Source organism: Sideroxyarcus emersonii (assembly GCF_021654335.1).
Taxonomy (GTDB): domain Bacteria; phylum Pseudomonadota; class Gammaproteobacteria; order Burkholderiales; family Gallionellaceae; genus Sideroxyarcus; species Sideroxyarcus emersonii.
Genome location: NZ_AP023423.1, coordinates 521,741 through 543,064, shown reverse-complemented (window position 1 = coordinate 543,064; position 21,324 = coordinate 521,741). Strand labels below are relative to the sequence as shown.

22 protein-coding genes are annotated in these 21,324 nt (G+C 57.6%); 19 read left to right on the top strand and 3 right to left on the bottom strand.

Annotated features, from left to right (window positions below; genetic code table 11):
- Positions 1-3: 3 nt before the first annotated feature.
- The 3 genes from hisH to hisC are packed head-to-tail and all read right to left on the bottom strand — an operon-like array spanning position 4 to position 2,350.
- Positions 4-642 (bottom strand): imidazole glycerol phosphate synthase subunit HisH, encoded by a 639-nt coding sequence (gene hisH, locus L6418_RS02590; protein ID WP_237247923.1) that lies wholly within the window; start codon positions 640-642, stop codon positions 4-6.
- A 10-nt stretch (positions 643-652) separates the two neighbouring features.
- Positions 653-1,240 carry an imidazoleglycerol-phosphate dehydratase HisB gene (hisB, locus tag L6418_RS02585; protein ID WP_237247922.1) on the bottom strand — a complete coding sequence of 196 codons (588 nt, stop codon included), beginning with the start codon at positions 1,238-1,240 and terminating at the stop codon, positions 653-655.
- Between the two features lie 21 nt (positions 1,241-1,261).
- A complete protein-coding gene (gene hisC / locus L6418_RS02580) occupies positions 1,262-2,350 on the bottom strand; it encodes a histidinol-phosphate transaminase (RefSeq protein WP_237247921.1) in 1,089 nt (362 codons plus the stop codon).
- 101 nt (positions 2,351-2,451) lie between these two features.
- Between hisC and L6418_RS02575 the strand changes: the two genes are divergently transcribed.
- The 19 genes from L6418_RS02575 (at position 2,452) to L6418_RS02485 (ending at position 21,313) form a co-directional block, all read left to right on the top strand.
- The gene (locus L6418_RS02575) at positions 2,452-3,963 is read left to right on the top strand and encodes an ATP-binding protein (protein ID WP_237247920.1); all 1,512 of its coding nucleotides are present in this window, start codon (positions 2,452-2,454) and stop codon (positions 3,961-3,963) included.
- Positions 3,964-3,977: 14 nt separating this feature from the next.
- Positions 3,978-4,610: a response regulator transcription factor gene (locus L6418_RS02570; RefSeq protein ID WP_237247919.1), complete on the top strand. Its 633-nt coding sequence runs from the start codon at positions 3,978-3,980 to the stop codon at positions 4,608-4,610.
- A gap of 96 nt (positions 4,611-4,706) precedes the next feature.
- Positions 4,707-6,347, top strand: coding sequence for a GGDEF domain-containing protein (locus L6418_RS02565; RefSeq protein WP_237247918.1), 1,641 nt, complete (start codon positions 4,707-4,709; stop codon positions 6,345-6,347).
- A gap of 154 nt (positions 6,348-6,501) precedes the next feature.
- Positions 6,502-7,218: a flagellin gene (locus L6418_RS02560; protein WP_237247917.1), complete on the top strand. Its 717-nt coding sequence runs from the start codon at positions 6,502-6,504 to the stop codon at positions 7,216-7,218.
- 89 nt (positions 7,219-7,307) lie between these two features.
- Positions 7,308-8,024: a flagellin gene (locus L6418_RS02555; RefSeq protein WP_237247916.1), complete on the top strand. Its 717-nt coding sequence runs from the start codon at positions 7,308-7,310 to the stop codon at positions 8,022-8,024.
- 64 nt (positions 8,025-8,088) lie between these two features.
- Positions 8,089-8,451 carry a flagellar protein FlaG gene (locus tag L6418_RS02550; RefSeq protein ID WP_237247915.1) on the top strand — a complete coding sequence of 121 codons (363 nt, stop codon included), beginning with the start codon at positions 8,089-8,091 and terminating at the stop codon, positions 8,449-8,451.
- A 14-nt stretch (positions 8,452-8,465) separates the two neighbouring features.
- On the top strand, positions 8,466-9,863 hold the full coding sequence (fliD, locus tag L6418_RS02545; RefSeq protein WP_237247914.1) for a flagellar filament capping protein FliD: 1,398 nt from the start codon (positions 8,466-8,468) through the stop codon (positions 9,861-9,863).
- 11 nt (positions 9,864-9,874) lie between these two features.
- Positions 9,875-10,339 (top strand): flagellar export chaperone FliS, encoded by a 465-nt coding sequence (gene fliS, locus L6418_RS02540; protein ID WP_237247913.1) that lies wholly within the window; start codon positions 9,875-9,877, stop codon positions 10,337-10,339.
- Between the two features lie 3 nt (positions 10,340-10,342).
- Positions 10,343-10,663, top strand: coding sequence for a flagellar protein FliT (locus L6418_RS02535; protein ID WP_237247912.1), 321 nt, complete (start codon positions 10,343-10,345; stop codon positions 10,661-10,663).
- 15 nt (positions 10,664-10,678) lie between these two features.
- A complete protein-coding gene (locus L6418_RS02530; RefSeq protein WP_237247911.1) occupies positions 10,679-11,767 on the top strand; it encodes a flagellar hook-length control protein FliK in 1,089 nt (362 codons plus the stop codon).
- Positions 11,751-12,092, top strand: coding sequence for an EscU/YscU/HrcU family type III secretion system export apparatus switch protein (locus L6418_RS02525; protein ID WP_237247910.1), 342 nt, complete (start codon positions 11,751-11,753; stop codon positions 12,090-12,092). The genes L6418_RS02530 and L6418_RS02525 overlap by 17 nt, the downstream gene beginning before the upstream one ends.
- 13 nt (positions 12,093-12,105) lie before the next feature.
- Positions 12,106-12,867: a flagellar brake protein gene (locus L6418_RS02520; protein ID WP_237247909.1), complete on the top strand. Its 762-nt coding sequence runs from the start codon at positions 12,106-12,108 to the stop codon at positions 12,865-12,867.
- 191 nt (positions 12,868-13,058) lie between these two features.
- The gene (locus tag L6418_RS02515; protein WP_237247908.1) at positions 13,059-14,564 is read left to right on the top strand and encodes an N-acetylneuraminate synthase family protein; all 1,506 of its coding nucleotides are present in this window, start codon (positions 13,059-13,061) and stop codon (positions 14,562-14,564) included.
- Positions 14,565-14,569: 5 nt separating this feature from the next.
- Positions 14,570-16,396, top strand: coding sequence for a thiamine pyrophosphate-binding protein (locus L6418_RS02510; RefSeq protein WP_237247907.1), 1,827 nt, complete (start codon positions 14,570-14,572; stop codon positions 16,394-16,396).
- A gap of 30 nt (positions 16,397-16,426) precedes the next feature.
- The gene (locus L6418_RS02505) at positions 16,427-17,542 is read left to right on the top strand and encodes a class I SAM-dependent methyltransferase (protein WP_237247906.1); all 1,116 of its coding nucleotides are present in this window, start codon (positions 16,427-16,429) and stop codon (positions 17,540-17,542) included.
- Positions 17,543-17,587: 45 nt separating this feature from the next.
- Positions 17,588-18,700 carry a radical SAM/SPASM domain-containing protein gene (locus L6418_RS02500; RefSeq protein ID WP_237247905.1) on the top strand — a complete coding sequence of 371 codons (1,113 nt, stop codon included), beginning with the start codon at positions 17,588-17,590 and terminating at the stop codon, positions 18,698-18,700.
- A 39-nt stretch (positions 18,701-18,739) separates the two neighbouring features.
- Positions 18,740-19,558 carry a hypothetical protein gene (locus L6418_RS02495; RefSeq protein WP_237247904.1) on the top strand — a complete coding sequence of 273 codons (819 nt, stop codon included), beginning with the start codon at positions 18,740-18,742 and terminating at the stop codon, positions 19,556-19,558.
- 17 nt (positions 19,559-19,575) lie between these two features.
- Positions 19,576-20,223 carry an HAD family hydrolase gene (locus L6418_RS02490; RefSeq protein WP_237247903.1) on the top strand — a complete coding sequence of 216 codons (648 nt, stop codon included), beginning with the start codon at positions 19,576-19,578 and terminating at the stop codon, positions 20,221-20,223.
- Positions 20,224-20,251: 28 nt separating this feature from the next.
- On the top strand, positions 20,252-21,313 hold the full coding sequence (locus L6418_RS02485; protein WP_237247902.1) for an NAD(P)-dependent oxidoreductase: 1,062 nt from the start codon (positions 20,252-20,254) through the stop codon (positions 21,311-21,313).
- Positions 21,314-21,324 lie beyond the last annotated feature (11 nt).

Below are 21,324 nucleotides of genomic sequence, written 5' to 3'. Positions count from 1 at the left end.
AGGTCACACAGGATTCCAGTTGATGAAATTTTGCAGCAGCCTCAAGCCGGCCGCCGCGCTCTTCTCCGGGTGGAACTGAACGGCAAATAAATTATCACGCGCCACCGCACAGACAAAGGGCTGCGGATAGTCGCTGGTGGCCTGCACCAGCCCTGCATCGCGCGGCTGTACATAGTAGCTGTGGACAAAATAGAAGCGCGCATCCTGGGCGATGCCGTCCCACAAAGCATGCTTGCCGTGATGCACCTGGTTCCAGCCCATGTGCGGCACCTTGAGCTTGTTGCCCTGCGCATCCTGCAAGCCGGAGGCAAAACGTTTGACCGGCCCGGCGAACAGCCCCAGGCAAGGCGTATCTCCTTCTTCGCTGTGCTCGAACAGCACTTGCAGCCCCATGCAGATACCGAGGAACGGCTTGCCTTCCCCGACCACATCGGCGATCACCTTGTCCAGGCCGCGGGAACGGATCTCGCGCATGCAATCGGGTGCCGCCCCCTGGCCGGGGAAAACCACCCGTCCGGCGGCAGCGATCACCCCGGCCTCGCCCGTCACCGCGATGTTCGCTTGCGGTGCGACCTTGCGGACAGCCTGTTGCACAGAGCGCAGATTGCCCATGCCGTAATCGACGATTGCGATATCAACCATGATTGAGACGTTATAACGTTCCCTTGGTGGATGGCATGACGCCGGCCATGCGCGGATCGATCTCCAGCGCGATGCGCAGGGCCCGACCGAACGCCTTGAAGATGGTCTCGGCCTGGTGATGCGCATTGTCGCCGGCCAGGTTGTCGATGTGCAACGTCACCAGGGCGTGGTTGACGAAACCCTGGAAAAATTCGCGGATCAGGTCGACTTCGAATTCACCGATGTTGGAACGCACGAAATCGACATTGAACACCAGACCGGGACGGCCGGAGATATCCAGCACCACGCGCGACAGCGCTTCATCCAGCGGCACATAGGCATGCCCGTAACGGCGCAACCCCTTCTTGTCCCCGATCGCCTGGTTGAGTGCCTGCCCCAGCGTGATGCCGATGTCTTCCACCGTATGGTGTGCGTCGATATGCAGGTCACCCTTGGCGTCGATGTCCAGATCGATCAGTCCGTGCCGTGCAATCTGGTCCAGCATGTGCTCGAGGAACGGCAGGCCGGTATCCAGCTTGACCTTGCCCGCCCCGTCCAGATTCAGTTCGACCGCAATCTTGGTCTCCAGGGTGTTGCGACTGACTTTTGCGCTACGCATGATTCGCCTTATGCGGGTTGGTTATTGGTTAATGGTATCTTGTAACGCTGCCATGAACCGCTCGTTTTCCTGCTGCGTCCCTACCGTAACGCGCAGGCAATCGGTCAATGCCGGGTGTCCCCCGTTCAGGTTCTTGATCAGCACACCGCGCCGCTTCAGCCCTTCGAATACCTGCGTGGCTTTTGCCACGCGGAACAGGATGAAATTGGCTTCACTGGGATAAGCATGCACCCCTTCGATCCGGGTCAATGCGCGCAACAGTCCAGTGCGCTCCTGTTTGATGCTTTCCGCCTGCGCCAGCAATACATCGTGATGCTGCAGTAACTTTGCCGCGACCAATTGCGGCAGGACGCCCACATTATACGGTAAGCGCAGTTTTTCCAGCTGCTCCAGCCAGGCGGGCGAACCGGCCAGGAAGCCGAGGCGCAACCCTGCCATGCCGAGCTTGGAGAAAGTGCGCATCACCAGCAGGTTGTCATACCGCGCCAAATGAGGGATGAAACTGTCACGCGCAAAGGCGTAATAAGCCTCGTCCACCACGACCAGCCCCGGCGCCGCCTCGACCACCTGCCGGATCGCTGCGGCATCGAACAGGTTGCCGGTCGGGTTGTTGGGATAAGCGAGGAATACCAGTGCGGGACGTTCGCGCCGGATAGCCTCCAGCGTGGCCGGCAGGTCGAGCGAAAAATCCGCCGCCAGCGGCACGCCGACATACTTCATGCCGGCAAAAGTGGCAATCATCCTGTACATGACGAACGACGGCTCCACGCTCAACAGCACCGCGCCGGGTTTGGCGACCGCCAGCGCCAGCAACTGGATGATCTCGTCGGAACCGTTGCCAAGCAGGACCTCCATGCCGGCCGGCAGGCCGCTCACCTTGCGGATATCGGCCTTGAGCTGACTTGCCGCCGCATCCGGATAGCGGTTGATCTCGGCATCCGCCACCACTCGCGCGATCTCCTCGCGCAGCACCTGCGGCAGCGGATAGGGATTTTCCATTGCGTCCAGCTTGACCATGCCGCCTGCGGGAGGCACATGATAGGCATGCAGACCCAGCACTTCCGGGCGGAGCAGATTCTCGGGAACAACGGCAGGACGGGCGGAAGACATAAGGTGGCAGGTTCGGTAACAGCCGGTATTCTACCGAAATTCCGGCCTAGTGCACGGCACAGACGCCGCTTATAATCCCAATAATCGTACGGGAAAACAGAATGACTGCCAAGAAACTCCGCGCCTTACTGGTCGAATCTTCCAGCGCCGACGCGCAACGCACCCTGGACAAGCTGTCGCAAGCGGGTTACCAACTTGACCATCTGCGGGTGGGCAACGCAAGCGACATGAGATCGGCGCTGCTCAAGGAACAGTTCGATGTCGTGCTGTGCAGCTATGATCCGCCCGGCTTCGGTGGCCTGCCCGCACTCGAGCTCATGCAAAGCAGCGGGGCGGACATCCCCTTCCTGTTCCTCTCCCACGACTTGCGCGAGGAGACCATTATTCACACCATGCGGCATGGCGCCGACGATTACATCTTCAAGGGCAGCCTGAACCGCCTCGCCCCTGCAATCGAACACAACCTGCGCGAAGCGCGCATCCGCCAGGCGCATCGCAGCGCACAACTGGCGCTGCAGGAAAACCAGACCCGCCTGCATGCGTTCATCGCCGACCTGCCCGGCATGGCGTACCAGATGCTGCTGCAAAATGACGGCCAGGCGAGCTTCCCCTACGTCAGCGAAGGATGCCACGCATTGCTGGGGATCGCGCCGCAGGACCTGGCCCGCACCTCATCGCTGTTCGAATCCATGCTGCACCCGGAAGATGCTCCTTCCTACCGGCAGAGCATGCAGGCCTCCGCAAAGAACCTGTCGTTCTGGAACTGGGAAGGCCGCGTGCTGACCTTGCCCGGCAACGAGATCAAATGGATCAACCTTCGCTCCAGTCCGCGCAAAACGCCCAACGGCATCCAGTGGGAAGGCATCATCTTCAACATCACGCAGAGCAAGGAAGCCGAGCTGGAGATCCGGCGATCCAAGGCGCAGCTGCGCGAGCTCTCTTCGCACATACAGGAAGTCAGGGAGCAGGAACGCATCGCCATCGCCCGCGAAGTGCACGACGAGCTCGGCAGCACGCTCACCGCCATCAAGCTGGACATCGCATGGCTGGGCGGCCGCCTGACCGAAAAACCGGCGCTGGCGGAAAAGGCGCAGAACATCGAAGCGCTGGTGGACAGATGCATCGCGGCAGCCGGCAACATATCGCGCAGCCTGCGCCCCAGCGTGCTGGACACCTTCGGCATCGTCGCCGCCATCGAGATGGAAGTGGACGAGTTCGAGCAACGCACCGGCATCTCCTGCGTCTTCGAACACGACAAAATACCGGACGAAATCCCGCCCGACATCTCCATCGCCCTGTTCCGCATTTTCCAGGAGACGCTCGCCAACATCACCAAACATGCCCAGGCCAGCAAGGTCGAGGTCCGCATGCATGAACGCGATGGCGGCATCGAGCTGAAAGTGCACGACAACGGACGCGGCATCACCCAGACCGACCGCGCCAAACCCCGTTCATTCGGCTTACGCGGCATCCGCGAACGGGTAGAATACTTCGGCGGCAAGGTGAATATCGACAGCCCAGCCGGACAGGGAACGCAGATCGGCGTATTCATCCCGCGCGAAACGGGGCGCATCACCGCAGACGACCTGCTGGCACAACAGAACCTATTTTGAGAAGCGATACCGCAATGATAAAAGTGCTGATAGCCGACGATCACGCACTCATCCGCAAGGGCCTGAAGCAATTGCTGGACGACACCGACGACATGCGCGTGATCGGCGAAGCGGAGAACGGCATGCAGGCCATCCGCATGGTGGAGGAGACCGACTACGATGTGGTTCTGCTGGACATCAGCATGCCGGACAAACATGGGGTCGACGTACTCAAACAGCTCAGGGCCAACCGTCCGCAGCTGCCGGTGCTGATGCTCAGCATGCATCCGGAAGAACAATACGCCCTGCGCTCCATGAAGGCCGGCGCGGCCGGCTACCTCAACAAACAAAGCGCACCGCTGCAACTGGTCACCGCCATCCGCCAGGTCGCCAGCGGGAAGAAATACATCAGCACCGAACTGGCGGAACAGCTGGCCAACGGGCTGTCGCAGGGCTACCAGGAATTGCTGCACCAGACGCTCTCCAACCGAGAATACCAGACCCTCTGCCTGATGGCCTCGGGCAAGAAATTGAGCGAGATGGCGGAAATCATGTCGCTCAGCCCCAAGACGGTCAGCGTATACCGCTCGCGCCTGCTGGAAAAGATGAAGCTGAAGAACAATGCAGAAGCGATCCATTATGCCATCAGCAATCACCTGATCGAATAACCGGGCCAAATAGAACCGGAAACTGCCGCTATTCCGAGTTTAACGACCGCCGCGTTACCGGATAATCCCCGCATCGACTACCGCCACCTTCGCCCCATGAGCAAAACCAAGTCACCTTCCGAAATCGCCCGCGAAACGTTCACCACCCTCGCCGCGCGCAAACTTGCGCCGACACCGGAAAACTATGTGCAGATGTATCGCGAGATCAGCGGCGAACCGGCTCCCGCACCGTCGGCCGACGACATCGGCGCCACAACCAGCAAAGGCAAACTGGTGCCTGCCTGGGCGGAACTGATCCGCGACCTGCTGCGCCAGCTGGAGACGCCGCACAAGGGCATCACCGTCACCCGCAAGAAGGACGGCGTGGACACCGTGCTCACGCGCTTTGCCAGCGACCCCGAGGTGTTGTTCGGCAAACTGCAAGGCCTGCTGCGCTCGTGGTCTACCGCCCCCACCGGCCCCAGCGCCGCAGACCTGGTTCCCGCGGTCCAGCCGGATGCCTCCCCCACCGCAGGCGGCGCGGCGCCAGCACTGGCCGACCATCAGGAGTTGCTGGGGCGACTGCGCGAACTGCTGGCGCAGTCGCTGGAAAGCACGCTGACCTCGCAGCCAGAGATGAACGACGAGATCCAGGCGCTGGTATCGCTGGTGCGCAGCACCGACAACAAGGAACGCCTTAACGACCTCGCCAAGCAGCTGCGGCAGTTCTGGCTCAAGCTGGAACTGCGCGGCGGCGACAAGGCGAAGATACAGGAAGGCCTGGTGCGCCTGCTGCGCCTGCTGGTGGAAAACGTCAGCGAGATGGTGGAAGACGATAAATGGCTGCACGGCCAGATCGCCGCCCTGCAGGAGATCATCGCCAACCCGCTGGACAAGCGCTCGATTGCCGATGCGGAACGCAACCTGCGCGATGCCATCATCAAGCAAAGCACGCTCAAACAAAGCCTGACCGACGCCAAGGCGACATTGAAGAGCCTGATGACCACCTTCATCGACCGCCTGGGCGAATTGACCGAGAGCACCGGCGAATACCACAGCAAGATCGAAGGCTACAGCCAGAAGATCGGCAAGGCGGACAACCTGACCGAGCTTAGCCATATTCTCAAGGATGTGATGCACGACACCCGCGTGATCCAGACCAGCGTCATGCGTTCGCACGAAGAGATGCTTTCCTCCAAGAAGCAGGCCGACGAGGCGGAAGCGCGCATCAGGGCGCTGGAACAGGAACTGGAGCAGGTCAGCGAACTGGTACGCGAAGACCAGCTCACCGGCGCGCTCAACCGGCGCGGGCTGGACGAGACCCTGGATCGCGAACTCAAACGCTCCGATCGCAGCCGCACAGCCGTCAGCGTCGCCCTGCTCGATATCGATAATTTCAAGCAATTGAACGATACGCTGGGACATCAGGCCGGCGATCACGCCCTGGTGCACCTGACAAAAGTCATTAAAGAAACGTTGCGCCCTGCCGATACAGTAGGGCGCTACGGCGGTGAAGAGTTCCTCATCGTATTGCCGGACACCGACCTGCAAGCCGGGATTGAGGCATTGCAGCGTCTGCAGCGCGACCTGACCAAGAAGTTCTTCCTGCACAACAACGAGCGGATCCTGGTCACCTTCAGCGCCGGCGTGGCGCTACGCGGCGAGAACGAGGATGCCGAGGACCTGATCGGCCGCGCCGACAAGGCCATGTACAAGGCCAAGCAGACCGGCAAGAACCGGGTGGTGGCGGCAGAATGAACCTGTTTAATCGCCTGCAAATTTCATTCAGCACTAAAGTTTTCCCATAAAGCTCCGATAACTGATCCAACGGCGGCTGCCAAGCTACATAAAACGGCAAACCAAAGTGAGCGGCGAAACAGCCGCAAGTAAGTCAAGTTAAAGGAGAACTAACATGGCACAAGTCATCAATACCAACGTTGCGGCCCTGTTTGCCGGAGCAGCCCTGAACAAATCGGCTCTCGCCCTGCAAACCGCCCAACAGCGCCTGTCTTCGGGTCTGCGCATCAACAGCGCCAAGGATGACCCCACCGGCCTGGTCATTGCCACCGATTACGACAGCAAGATTCGCGGCACCAACATCGCCATCCAGGGCGCCAACAACGCGATCTCGACTGCCCAGACCAATGACGGCTATGCAGGACAGATCGTAGCCAATCTGCAGCGCCTGTATGAGATCGCCGTGCAGCTGGGCGGCACCGCTTCCGGCGCCGAGACTACCGCGCTGCTGGCCGAAAACAAGCGTATCGCCGGCCTGACCACCGCCGCAACTGCAGTGACGGTCGACGGCTCCGGCAACACTGTGACTGGTGTCAGTGCAGCCATCACGGCACCCACCGGCACTACGGTCTCCACCATCACGACCGACCTCTCCACCGTGAATACCGCACGATCCAACTATGGTGCCGACATGGCGACCTTCGGATCGGCCGTTGCCACCATGCAGGTCGCCTCGGTGAACCTGTCCGCCGCCTACAGCCGCATCATGGATACGGACTATGCCGCAGAGACAACCGCGATGACCCGCAACAACATCTTGCAGCAAGCGGGCTCGGCAGTGTTGGCACAAGCGAACCAGACACCGAATTCCGTGCTGACCCTGTTACGTTAACCAGTAAAAATGTAGGCGCCTGACCGGTATTCCGGTCAGGCACCAGAAAACCAGCAGCAAAATGCAGTTAAATAACCAAGGAGCATAAAATGGCACAAGTCATCAATACCAACGTTGCGGCCCTGTTTGCCGGAGCAGCCCTGAACAAATCGGCTCTCGCCCTGCAAACCGCCCAACAGCGCCTGTCTTCGGGTCTGCGCATCAACAGCGCCAAGGATGACCCCACCGGCCTGGTCATTGCCACCAATTACGACAGCAAGATTCGCGGCACCAACATCGCCATCCAGGGCGCCAACAACGCGATCTCGACTGCCCAGACCAATGACGGCTATGCAGGACAGATCGTAGCCAATCTGCAGCGCCTGTATGAGATCGCCGTGCAGCTGGGCGGCACCGCTTCCGGCGCCGAGACTACCGCGCTGCTGGCCGAAAACAAGCGTATCGCCGGCCTGACCACCGCCGCAACTGCAGTGACGGTCGACGGCTCCGGCAACACTGTGACTGGTGTCAGTGCAGCCATCACGGCACCCACCGGCACTACGGTCTCCACCATCACGACCGACCTCTCCACCGTGAATACCGCACGATCCAACTATGGTGCCGACATGGCGACCTTCGGATCGGCCGTTGCCACCATGCAGGTCGCCTCGGTGAACCTGTCCGCCGCCTACAGCCGCATCATGGATACGGACTATGCCGCAGAGACAACCGCGATGACCCGCAACAACATCTTGCAGCAAGCGGGCTCGGCAGTGTTGGCACAAGCGAACCAGACACCGAATTCCGTGCTGACCCTGTTACGTTAACCAGTAAAAATGTAGGCGCCTGACCGGAACAACGGTTAGGCGCCTAGATCAAAGGAGATCCAAAATGATCATCCAGAACATAAGCAGCCAAGGTACGCTGCCAGTCAGGCCAGTCAGCAATGACGGGCCTGCTGTTGCCGTTCCGCAAACTGCCGCCGCAGCATCCGTTACTCAACCGCCTTCGGCCGAGCAGTTGAACAATGCCATCAACAAGATCAACAGTGCGATGCAACAATCGAACCAGAGCCTGGAATTCGCAGTAGATCCCGGCACCAAAACGCCTGTAGTCAAGATGATGGACACGACAACCGGCAAAGTGGTCAGTCAGTTCCCTTCCGAAGCCGTGCTAGGAATCGCGGAATCGATAGACCAGTACCTGAATACGCATAAACTGCAGCAGGGTATACTGCTGAAACAGCAAGCTTAGTATAGGAGGTTGCCATGGCATCAGTAGCGGCATCAACAAGCGCGGGGACCATTGACGTTCCAAGTCTGGTCTCGCAGCTGATGTCGGTCGAGCGCCAGCCGATCAACACGCTCAATACGCAGATCGCCAGTTATCAATCCCAGATCTCCTCCTTGGGGACAATCCAGGGATTGATCTCCAGCTTCCAGAGCGCGGAACAAAGCCTCACTACCAGCTTGCAAGGGTTCAGTGCGGTATCGTCGAACGCGGGCATTACTGCCACTGCAACCAGTTCTGCAGTAGCGGGAACTTATTCGCTGAACGTGAGCGCTCTGGCCCAGGCGCAAAGTCTGGTTGCGACCGGCCAGACCAGCACTACTGCAACGATCAATGCGGGTACCTCGACGACGGTAACTTTCGATTTCGGCACCACCAGCGGCACCACGTTCACCTCCAATGGCAGCGGCACGAAAAGCATCACCATCGACAGCACCAACAATACGTTGCAAGGCATCAGGGATGCGATCAATACAGCGAATATCGGCGTGACGGCCACTATCGTCAATGATGGCAGCGCCACCCCTTATCGTCTTGTCATCTCTTCCAGCACCAGCGGCGCCAGCAACAGCCTCAAGATCACCACCAACGGGGCCGGCAACGGTGTCGATACGCTGCTGGCTTATGACCCCGCCGGCACGAAGAACATGACCCAGACGGTTGCTGCGCAGAATGCGAGCTACACGATGAACGGCATCGCGATGACCAGCTCGACCAACACGGTTGGCGGCGCCATCCAGGGCGTCACGTTTACGCTAGGTGCGATCACCACAGCCCCTGCCACCCTGACGGTGGCCCATGATACCAATGCGATCAACACCGCCGCATCCAATTTCGTCAGCACTTATAACGCCTTGTACGCCCAACTGAAGTCCAGATCGGCCTACGGCACCGCCACGTCGACCGCAGGCTCATTGGCTGGCGACGGAACGGTGCGGCTGATGATGGGACAGCTGCAAAGCATTTTCATGACGCCAGCAACGCCTGCAGCCGGAGGCAGCCTGACCTCCCTTGCGCAGGTCGGCATCACCACCCAGACGGACGGCACCCTGAAACTGGATAGCGCAGCGCTTAACACCGCCCTGACGAACAACTACAGCGACGTGACCAATCTGTTCAATTCTGCAACAGGATTCGCCACCCGCCTGGATGCCTGGGCCACTTCAACCATCACCGCCGGTGGCCTGATATCCCAGCACATTTCCGACATCAACACATCCATCACCGGGCTCAACAACAAGATCAGCCAGCTGAACATCCGGATGAATGCGCTTCAGGCCTATTACACCACCCAGTACAGCAACCTGAACATGATGCTGTCGAGCATGAACAGCACCAGTTCCTATCTCACCCAGGCATTAACCAGCACCAAGTAAGGGGCATGATCATGAACGCAAACCTAGCTACCAATGCTTACGCAAAAATCGGGGTCGAATCCAGCCTGCATGCGGCCGACCCCCATATGCTGATCACGATGCTCTATCAGGGCGCTTTGCTGGCCATCGCCAATGCCCGGAACGGCATCCTGCGCAACGACGTCCCCGCCAAGAGCAAGGCCATCTCGCATGCCATCCGTATCATCGGCGAAGGATTGCAGGCCAGTCTGGACAAAAACGTCGGGGGACAACTGGCACAAGACCTGGATGCATTGTATGGATACATGTGCATACGCCTGACTCAAGCCAACCTGAAGAACGATGTCGAGGCACTGGATGAAGTAACGCGACTCTTGGGTGAAATCAAGGGAGCCTGGGATAGCATCCGTCCCGTCAAGGAAGTATCGTTGTCTGCGGTACCGCAACAGCCGGTACCAACAAGCAAGCAACCCGCACTTGTTTACGGAAGGGGCTGAGCAATGTCCATGCTGCTGGAAGAATACCAACGCCTGTCCGGGATCACCGGACAGATGCGCGATGCGGCCGTGGGTGGCGAATGGGACCGGCTGATCTCGCTGGAACAGGAATGCAAGCGCAAGGTAGAGGAGATCAAACCGCGCGATGTCGTGCCATCCAACCCGGAAGAGCGTGCGCAGAAGATCGCCTTGCTCAAGAAGATACTCGCAGACGATGCAGACATCCGCAGCCGCACCGAGAGCTGGATGGAGCAGCTGCAGCGCATCATGCAGAGCAACCGCAGCGAGCAACGGCTGCAGCAGGCCTACCTCGTCAATTCCTAAGCATTTCCATGATGCATGCTGCCTGCCAACCTGATCTCCACGCTCAAGGCGCTGTCGCTCACCGATAAGCCTCTCATCACGGCAACACCGGCCAAGGGCAACGCCAATCCAGCCGGGCAATTCGAGATAGGCCAGAAAGTACAAGGTACCGTGCAGGCGCAGGTCGCGCCCAGCACATTCAACGTCCGGGTCGCCGACCAGTTGCTGCAGATGCAGTTGCCGAACTTTATCCGTCCAGGCGATACCCTCATCCTGCAGGTCGCCTCACTGCAGCCACGCCTGACCTTTACCCTGGCAGCCTCCTCCAATCCGGTTTCCACCCCCGAGTCGCTCAGCGCCGCCTCGCGCCTGCTCTCCTCGCTCTCGCAGCAGCCGCTGGAAAGAAGCTATGTGCGCCCCATCCAAAGCGCCCCGCTGTGGACCGGCGAACGAGTACTGCCCGACACCACGCAACTCGCGAATAAGCTGCACGATGCGCTGAGCCATAGCGGCCTGTTCTATGAATCGCACCAGGCTCAGTGGATCGCCGGAACACGCCCCACCACACAATTACTGCAGGAGCCGCAGAACCAATTGGCGCAAGCCCAGCCGAAATCCGGGCACCCGCAACCGGCCCAGCAAATGTCGGCCCAGCCGCAACAGACCGCGCTCGCCAGAAGCATGGAAACCATCAACAATACGATGCCGAATCCCACCGCCGCGAGCGGACAGCGCAATACAGTCGCGCATATCCCGGACCACCTGCAAACGCTGGTGCAGCAACAGATGAATGCGCTGGAAACGCACCAGGTCCTTTGGCAAGGCCAGGTATGGCAAGGCCAGGAGATGCGCTGGGAAGTGCGTGAAGAATCGCAGCAACGCAATGGACAGCACCAGGAAACCGGGCAATGGACTACCCGGATCGACCTCGACCTCCCCCATCTGGGCAGCATTTCCGCCCGTCTGGATTTCAACGGCAATGCCTTGAAACTGTCTTTTTCCGCCCCCGATGCGCAAACCCGCGACATGCTGAACAGCAGCAGTTCGCAATTGATCGCCGCCCTGTCGGAACGCGGCATCAACGTCACCCATAGCCAGATCACCCCCAATGAACACGCCGGATAAACCGCCATCCCGGCAAATGGCCGTCGCACTGGCCTATAGCAAAGGCGACGCCGCCCCCAAGGTAGTGGCCAGCGGCAGGGGGCTTATCGCCCAGGCCATCATCGAGCGGGCCAGGGAACATGGTGTGTATGTGCATGAATCCGAGGAACTGGTCGGCATGCTGATGCAGGTGGAACTGGACCAGCATATCCCGCCGCAACTCTACCTGGCAGTGGCCGAGCTGCTGGCCTGGCTATACCGCCTGGAACGGGGAGAAACCACGTCAATTCCAGGTACTGCGCCGATTGCAAACCCGTTACAATCGTCAAAGGTGAAACCACGTTGACGATTAAGGCCCCATGCGTACCAAAGAGATCCCGCTGAAAATAGAACTGTTCTCGAACGACGAGGAAAACGACTATCTCATCAGCAATCCCAAAGAGATCATCTCCATCCTGCAAACCATCGCGCAGCGCAAATCGCGCGTCGCCCTGTACTACAACGAAGGCAACAGCATGGTCCTGACCATGATCCTTGCAGTCGATGAGCATGGGGTCTGGATAGATGCCGCCTCCAATCCGCTCGACAATCGGCACATCGAACGCAGCAAGCGAGTCATCTTCGTCACGACGCACAATCAGGCCAAGGTACAGTTCGTCGCGGGCGATGTCGTGCTGGGACTGTATGAAAACGCAGCCGCATTCAGCCTGGCCCTGCCGCGGAAACTGCTGCGCCTGCAACGACGCGACTATTACCGGCTGGTCACACCGGAGGCCAACGCACTCAAATGCATCATCCGTCCGGTTCCTGAAAAAGCGCACATCCAGCATGAAGTGACCGTGATGGATATCAGCATCGGCGGTGTGGCGCTGGTATGCGAAGCGACCGGGATCGAACTGCAGCCTGGCATGGTGTACGATCATTGCGAGATCGACCTGCCCGGGATCGGCAAGCTGAAAGCAGCCATCGAAGTGAAGAACGCTTTCGAGATCACCGACCGCTCCGGCAGGGTGAAACGCCGGGTCGGCTGCGTTTTCGTCAACCCGGATGGAAAAACCACCATGCTGCTGCAGCGCTATGTGGCCCAGATGCAGCAGGCAGCGATTAAAACACTAGAATAAATTTGGCCAGGGTCAGTGGTTAAAATTATGATTGGATATTAACCTTGCAAACATCGTCAAATAATACGCAATACCTTCGGGGCGATCTTTCCCCCAAACTGGAAAAGGCTGCCTGGTTTTTATTAACACAATGCTGACTGAATCCCTCAGGCGGAACTTGGTAATAATAGAAATTATTAGAAAGATCAATAATGTCCGCGACCATTCCAACACCGCTTTTTGTTCTTGAAATGGCGAACAATCACATGGGCGACGTCCAACATGGTTTGGATTTAATCCACGCGTTTGGAAAAGTGTGCAAAGATTTTCCTTTCAATTTCGCACTCAAATTGCAATACCGCGACCTGGGTACCTTTATTCATCCAGCGGCCAAGGGGCGCGACGACCTTAAATATGTCAAACGTTTCGAGGAAACACGATTGAGTCGGCCGGAGTTTGATCGACTGGTAGCAGCAATGCGTGAGCAGGGATTTATAACCATGGCAACACCGTTCGATGAGCCATCGGTTGATCTCATTGATGAGCAGGATCTGGATATCATTAAAATCGCCAGTTGCTCGTTCACTGACTGGCCGCTATTGGAGCGTATTGTGCTGAGCGACAAGCCGATTGTCGCTTCCACAGCGGGCGCACGACTGGAGGAAATCGACCGCGTGGTCAGCTTCTTCGCGCATCGACATAAAGAATTCGCCATTCTGCACTGCGTCGGCGAGTACCCGACGCCGGATGACCACATGCATCTGTCGCAGATGGATTTCCTGCGAGCTCGCTATCCGGGCGTACGAATAGGATTCTCCACACACGAACAACCGGACAATATCGACATCGTCAAGCTGGCCATTGCCAAGGGCGCTACGCTCTTCGAAAAACATGTCGGCCTCCCGACCGACACCTATACGCTCAACGCCTATTCTGCCAACCCGGAACAGGTACGGGCATGGCTGCAGGCGGCGCAGCAAGCCTGGATTCTGTGCGGCACAGGCGACGCCCGACTCCCCGCAAACCCGCAGGAAATTTCCAGTCTGCGCTCGTTGCAACGCGGCATTTTTGCTCGACGGGCAATAGCTGCAGGTGAAACCATCAGCAGCGAAGATGTGTATTTTGCCTTCCCGCCCCAGCACAATCAGTTTACCGCCAACAACTGGTTCAAATATGCCGATTTCACAGCTACTGCCGACATTGCACGTGATGAGGCAGTTGCCCCATCCAACACAAACTGCGTAGATCGCCGCGCCCGCATCTGGGATATCGCTCGTCAGGTCAAAGAGCTTTTGTCACGCACCCAGATCGTCGTGCCAGGAGGGGCCGACCTGGAAGTATCGCATCATTACGGACTCGACCGTTTCGATGAGGTAGGTCTTGTGATCATCACCGTGATCAACCGTGGTTATTGCAAAAAACTGCTTGTCAGCCTTCCTGGCCAGATACATCCAGAGCAATATCACGAAAAGAAAGAAGAAACCTTCCATATCATTTATGGCGAAGTCATGCTTGAACTGAATGGAGTGGGAAGACTGTATCGACCAGGAGATGTCGTAACCATTGAGCCCGGCGTACGCCATGCATTCAAGGCGGAGAGCGGCGCAGTCATCGAAGAAATATCGACCACACACGACAAGAATGATTCGTTCTACACAGATCCTGCAATCATGGCAAACAAACAACGCAAGACCCTGCTGACTTACTGGATGGATTGAGGAAATTGGGCACACAATATCGGGTTGCTGATTATATTGCCGACTTTATTGCGAAGTTGGGCATCAAACATGTCTTTCTCCTCCCCGGCGGTGGTGCCATGTACCTGATGGATGCTGTCGGCAAACATCCTGACATCGAAGCGGTGGCCTGTCTGCATGAGCAGGCAGCTGCCATCTCAGCTGAAGCCTACTCGCGCATCAACGAGAATCTCGGCGTAGCCATGGTGACCACCGGCCCCGGAGCGACCAATGCGATCACAGCCGTCGCCGGCGCCTGGATCGAATCCGTGCCGTTGCTGATCGTTTCAGGCCAGGTCAAACGTGCAGACATGCTGCGCGATTCGCCGTTGCGGCAGAAAGGTGTACAGGAAGTCGATATCGTCAAGATCGTCCAGAGCATCACCAAATATGCAGTGACGATAGAGCGTCCCGAAGACATCCGAATCGCAATGGAGCGTGCCGTCCATTACGCGCGTAGCGGCCGGGCCGGACCGGTATGGATCGACGTTCCGCTCGACGTGCAGGGCGCTCCCATCGATCCATCAAACTTGCCTGGCTGGCAGAGCGAATCGCCCGACGCAACGCAGAAGTCATTCACCGGTGGGATCGAACAGTTGCAAACTCTGCTTAACTCCGCCAAGCGTCCATTGCTGCTGGCAGGACACGGGGTGCGACTTGCCGGAGGTGTGCCGATGTTCCGCGAGCTGGCCGAAAAGCTGGGAATACCTGTGGTCACCACCTGGAACGCACTCGACCTGTTGCCTTACGATCACCCACTTCTGGTCGGACGTCCCGGAGTTGTCGCTTTACGTGCACCCAATTTCGCCGTGCAGAACTGTGACTTGCTCATCAGCGTCGGCAGCCGGCTGGACAACATCATCACTGCCTACAACCCGCGCAGTTTTGCCAGGAATGCAAAAAAGGTCGTGGTCGATGTAGATCACAACGAGATAGATAAACTCGACATGAATATCACCCTGGCGTTGGCTGTGGATGCGAAATCTTTCCTGTCCAAATGGCTGGATGCGAAACCACAGCCCCAGCCAGGCTGGGAACCATGGAAAGAGCGCTGCACGGACTGGAAATTGCGCTACCCGGCGAACGATGGCACCCCCTTCCCGGCCACAGGCCCCATCAGCCATTACCAGTTGATGGATGCTTTATCCGACGCCATTCCCGAAAACACCATCGTCAGCACTGGTAGTTCTGGTCTGGCCGTCGAAGCCTTTTACACCATCTTTCGTAACAAACCGGGACAGCGCGTCTTTCTGACCTCGGGCCTTGGCGCCATGGGATACGGACTGCCTGCGGCTATCGGCGCTTGTTTCGCAGGTGACCGCAAACCGATGGTCGCGATAGAAAGCGACGGCAGCCTGCAACTCAACATCCAGGAACTGGCAACAATGCGCGCATTCGACCTGCCCATCTGCCTGATCGTGATGAACAACGAAGGTTATGCCTCGATCCGCAACACGCAACGCAGCTATTTCAACGGACGCTTCGTCGGCACCGGTCCTGAAGCCGGGCTGCTGTTGCCCGACCTGGAAAAAGTCGCGGCGACCTACGATCTGCCATTCCTGTGCATCAGCGACGCTTCGGAATTGAAACAGAAGCTGCAACAGGCGCTATCGCAACCGCGTCCTTTATTGGTCGATGTGCGACTGACCGCCAATGAAGCACTGGCACCGAAAGTATCCGCCCTGCCCCAAGCCGACGGCTCCATGTTATCAATGCCGCTGGAAGACATGACTCCGCTGCTGCCACTGCATATATTACAAACCGAGATGATTGCCGGTTTGTCCGAACAATCGTTAACCGCCAGAAAACACTAGGTCAGCCGTATGTCCCGCGCGTTATGCAGAATGTGCTCACTACCGCTCGGCAGCGAACGCCTGTTGCATTTCGGAAACATGCCCAAGGCTGCGCAGTTCCTGCCAAATGCTGACTCCTTGGCGCAAGATGCGGGCGTCGACCTGGACATCTATCAGTGTGCCGCCTGCGGTCTGGTGCAGACCGGAAACGCACCGGTGCCCTATTACAAAGAAGTGGTGCGTGCCGCTGCGTTTTCTGCCGAAATGAAAGAGTTCAGGCACGAACAATTCGCTGCTTTCGTGCGCAAACATGGGTTGCTGGGGAAAAAACTGCTCGAAGTGGGCTGTGGACGCGGCGAATACCTGAGCCTGTTCCAGGAAGAGGGCGTTGATGCTTATGGTATCGAATATGCCGAACCCTCGGTTGCGCACTGCATGGCACAGGGCCTGAATGCAGCATGCGGTTTTATCGATAGCGCAGATTACGCCGTGCCACACGCACCGTTCGATGCTTTTGCCGTCCTGAGCTTTCTCGAACATTGGCCGGATCCGAATGCCGGATTGCGCGGCATTGCACACAACCTGAGCGATGACGGTATCGGCTTGGTCGAGGTACCCAACTTCGACATGATCCTGAACAAAAACCTGTTTGCCGAATTCATCAGCGACCACCTATGCTACTTCACGCGCGATACGTTGCAAACACTGCTGCGACTGAACGGTTTCGAGGTGATTGAATGCAACGAGGTCTGGCACGGCTACATCCTGTCCGCCGTGGTGCGCAAACGCAAACCCTGCGACGTTTCTGCCTTTGCTGTCAGCCGGCTAAAACTGCAACACGAATTTCGCGACGTCATTCGACAGCACGGCGCGCAAGGCATCGCCATCTGGGGGGCGGGACATCAGGCACTCGCCATGATCGCGTTACTGGAACTGGCCGGCGAAATCGACTACGTAGTGGATTCGGCACCATTCAAACAAAACAGGTTCACTCCGGCCAGTCACATTCCCATCGTCGCTCCGGAACGTTTGAACACTCATCCCGTCGCCCTTATCATCGTGATGGCGGCGAGTTACTCGGATGAGGTTGCCAGATATATTCGACGCGAATGGGGGAATTCCATGCGCGTGGCGATTCTGCGCGAAGACGGCCTGCAACTGGTATAACCAGCACTTGGCTATTCGTTTATAAATATGGAGCAAGTGTCCTGCATGATTTCTACTGTAAAAACGACGGGCAGCCAGCTGAGTCCTGCCGAACAAGCCAAGCGCGAGGGCCTGAAAGCCAGGAAACCCTACATCGCTGCCAAGCTTGCCGCCATCTCCGAAATGGAAGAACGCGGCGAGATCAGCCCAATCATCAGGCTGGAGAAAAGCTATCTGTGCAACTTCCAGTGCACGCACTGTTCGGCCGAATACTACATGGATCGCCACCAGAAGAAGGTGTTCAAGATCGAAGACACGAGAAGGAAGATCGACCTGGCGGACATCCGGGAGCTTTCGCGCCAGGCTGATGAGCTGGGACTCGCCCGGTTTGTGATCACCGGCGGCGAACCGTTGGTGATGAAGGATTTCGATGCCGTGGTCGAAGCCATCGATCCTGAGAAGCATTACGTCATCACCGACACAAACGGCTGGTTTCTCGATGATACGAAAGCCAGACACCTCAAGTCGATCGGCGTGGAGAAAGTGCAATTGTCGCTGGACAGTTTCATCGAGCAGGAACATGACGCATTCCGGAACAAGCCCGGTTCGTACAAGAAAGTGATGCGCGCGATCGACGCTTCGCTGGATGCCGGCCTCAATCTTCTGCTTTCGACGGTACTGATCAAGGGCCGAGCGAAGACTGAGGAATTCCGCAACCTGTGCAAGTTCGCAACCGACCGCTGTATCGGACTGTACGTCTCTTACGCAAAGCCCACTGGTTCCTGTACCGATCATCCGGAATTCGTCATCGCCAAGGAGGACGCGGACGTCCTGCGCGAACTGGAGAAAGAGTACAACGTATTCACCCACATGACCCCGAGCTACGGTTCATTCAAGGGATGCATCACAGTAAAGGGAATCATCACTGTAACTTCGACATTTCAGGTCACCCCCTGCCCGTACATCGATCTTTCGCTCGGCAATTTGCGTGAAACGCCGCTCAAGGAGATCCTCGCACGCGGCATGCGCAACCCCTGGCTGGGTCCATACCGGCCAGATTGCATCATTGGCGAGGATCCGAAATTCATCAAACTGCACATGGAAAAGACCAAAGGAGCCACTCTCCTGCCCGTGCCATGGGGGCAGGGATTCTCGGATGCTGACTCCCTGGTCGATTAAGGACATAGCGTTGTTCGATCTAATTGAAATGAGATGTCCATGAACCCCACCGAAGTTGTCGCAAAAGAACCTGGATTGACGGCAACAGCCTCATCGTTCTTCGATGAACATGGCCGCTGCATCCCGTCAGGGCTGGCGGCAGCGGCTTACCTTAAGTCGCGGCATTATTTCGCGTTCGCGCAACCGTCGATCAATTACGCGGATATCCATGCACGGATACAAGAACACTTTGGAGTTGTAAATGGCATCTCGGCAGCAGAGTTCGAACAGCGAGCCGAAGCCATCCTGCAAACATTGCGTAACGCCCCCGAGACCAAAGGAATCGCCGACGGCGTGCGAGTCCCATTCCTCCTGCCCAAGGCCAGTTACCCTGATTATGGCGAAGCGTTGGAAAAAATTTATCTGCCGGCGGTGCAAAACGCCTTTGCCAAAAAGTTTCCCACATATGCTTTTGTCAACCATCACAAGGGAGGGCTCGTCGGCAAGCTTGGCATTTCTCCGCTATCACGTCACCAGCGACTGCTGGCCGCCATGCATGAGGGGCCGGTCGTGGGATATCTCTTCCCCTGTCTCACGGAATACTCGATCCCTGCTGCACTCGAACAAACAAGCAGGCTGCCCGAGCAATTCCTGCTTGCCGGCGGGTTCGACACCAGCGCTGCCTTGACCGGTTCACCTGATATGCTGCTCAGGACCGATGGCTACCCGCCCCTCCTCTGGCTGGCTGCATTGACCGGTGAAAAAGAGAATGTCGGCTATCACTTTGAAGCCTACGGCTACAACCTGACCTTCAATCGCAGACCGCATTTCGGACAAGCGGCCGAATACTGGGCCAGCGGTCTCGTTGTGCTCGGCTAGCAATTGCAGAGTTGATAATGTCGATGCGCAAGACATTGGTTTTCGATTTCGATGGCACGCTCGTCGATTCCGCACCGGGAATACTGCGCGCCTTTTCTGAAACGCTGCGCGAGGCGGGTATCAAGCCCAGCGCCCCCCTTGATACGAACCTGATCGGCCCGCCATTGCTGGAAACGCTGACACGGCTGAGCGGCAGCAACGATACCGCGCTGCTCCAGTCATTAACCGAGCGGTTCAAGCGGCATTACGACCACACCGGCGTATCCACCACTTCCGCCTATCCGGGCATCGAAACCATGCTGGCGCATTTTGCAGCGGCTGGCGTAACCATGCACATCAGCACCAACAAGCGCTATTCAGTTACCCATGCCATTCTTGAAAACCTGGGCTGGAAAGACCGCTTCGTTTCTGTATATGCATTGGACATGGTTGAACCGCGCCTGCCGGGAAAGGCGCAACTACTGGCGAAACAGATCAGCGAACTGGGGCTTGCTGCAGATACCACGGTCTACGTGGGTGATAAACGCGAAGACGGCGAGGCTGCAAGTGCGAACAGTCTCATGTTCTATTATGCTGCCTGGGGTTACGGCGACCTGCGGCAGGAGCAATTGGCAACGGGATGGAACTGGCTGAACCAGCCGCACGAGCTGCGCATCACATCCTGAACCGAATGAATAATCCCATCAAGCAAACATGATTTCTACCGCCCCGAGCAACATCCTCCGGCATGATTTAGACAATATCCTTTCGCGCATGGAAGGACAGTGGGAAGCATTTCGCAACGAATCCATCTTCATGACTGGTGGCACCGGTTTGTTCGGGCGCTGGCTGCTCGAAAGTTTGCTGCGGGCGAATGAACAGTTTGAGTTGAATCTGAAGATAACCGTGCTCACACGGAACCCGCGCGCGTTCAGGAAAGAAGCGCCGCATCTCACGCAGTCGCCTGCCATCGATTTCCATATTGGCGATGTCCGCAATTTCGTCTTTCCCGCACGGCGCTACACCTACCTCATACACGGAGCGGCCACCTCTGCCCATGAGACTTTTCAGGGAGAAGACCCTCTGCGCAAATTCGATACTGTGGTGAACGGAACCCGGCATACACTCGATTTTGCCGCACAAAGTGGCATCAAGCGCCTTCTGTTTCTCAGTTCGGGCAATGTGTACGGTGTTCCCGCAGCGGGAATGAGCACTATTCCGGAGGACTATTCTGGCGCACCGAGCACAACCAATGTGAACTCAGCCTTGGCCGAAGCCAAACGTGCGGCCGAGTTTCTGACTGCGTACTACGCGCAGAAATTCGGCTGGGAGTTTGTGGTTGCCCGCTGCTTCTCGTTCGTCGGCCCGTTTATGCCGCTGGATATTCACTACGCCATCGGAAACTTCATCAGACAAGCTCAATACGATGAATGCATCACGGTCAGCAGCGACGGAACATCGGTTCGATCATATCTGTACATGGCGGATCTGGTGGTTTGGCTGCTGACGCTGCAGCTTCGGGGACGCAATGGCACTGTGTATAACGTCGGATCAGATCGCCCTGTTTTCATAATGGATTTGGCTCGTCTGGTGCAATCCGTTGTGGCCCCCGAAAAAAACGTTAAAGTACTCGGCCGGACAGCCGATAGCATTGGCAATGAGCATAGGAAGATTTATGTACCGGATATTTCAAAAGCACGGAATGAATTACAGCTTGATGTTTGGACCGATTTGAATACAGCCATTAGACTGACAGCTGCCAGTCTGAAACGCTGACCTGCTTGCCT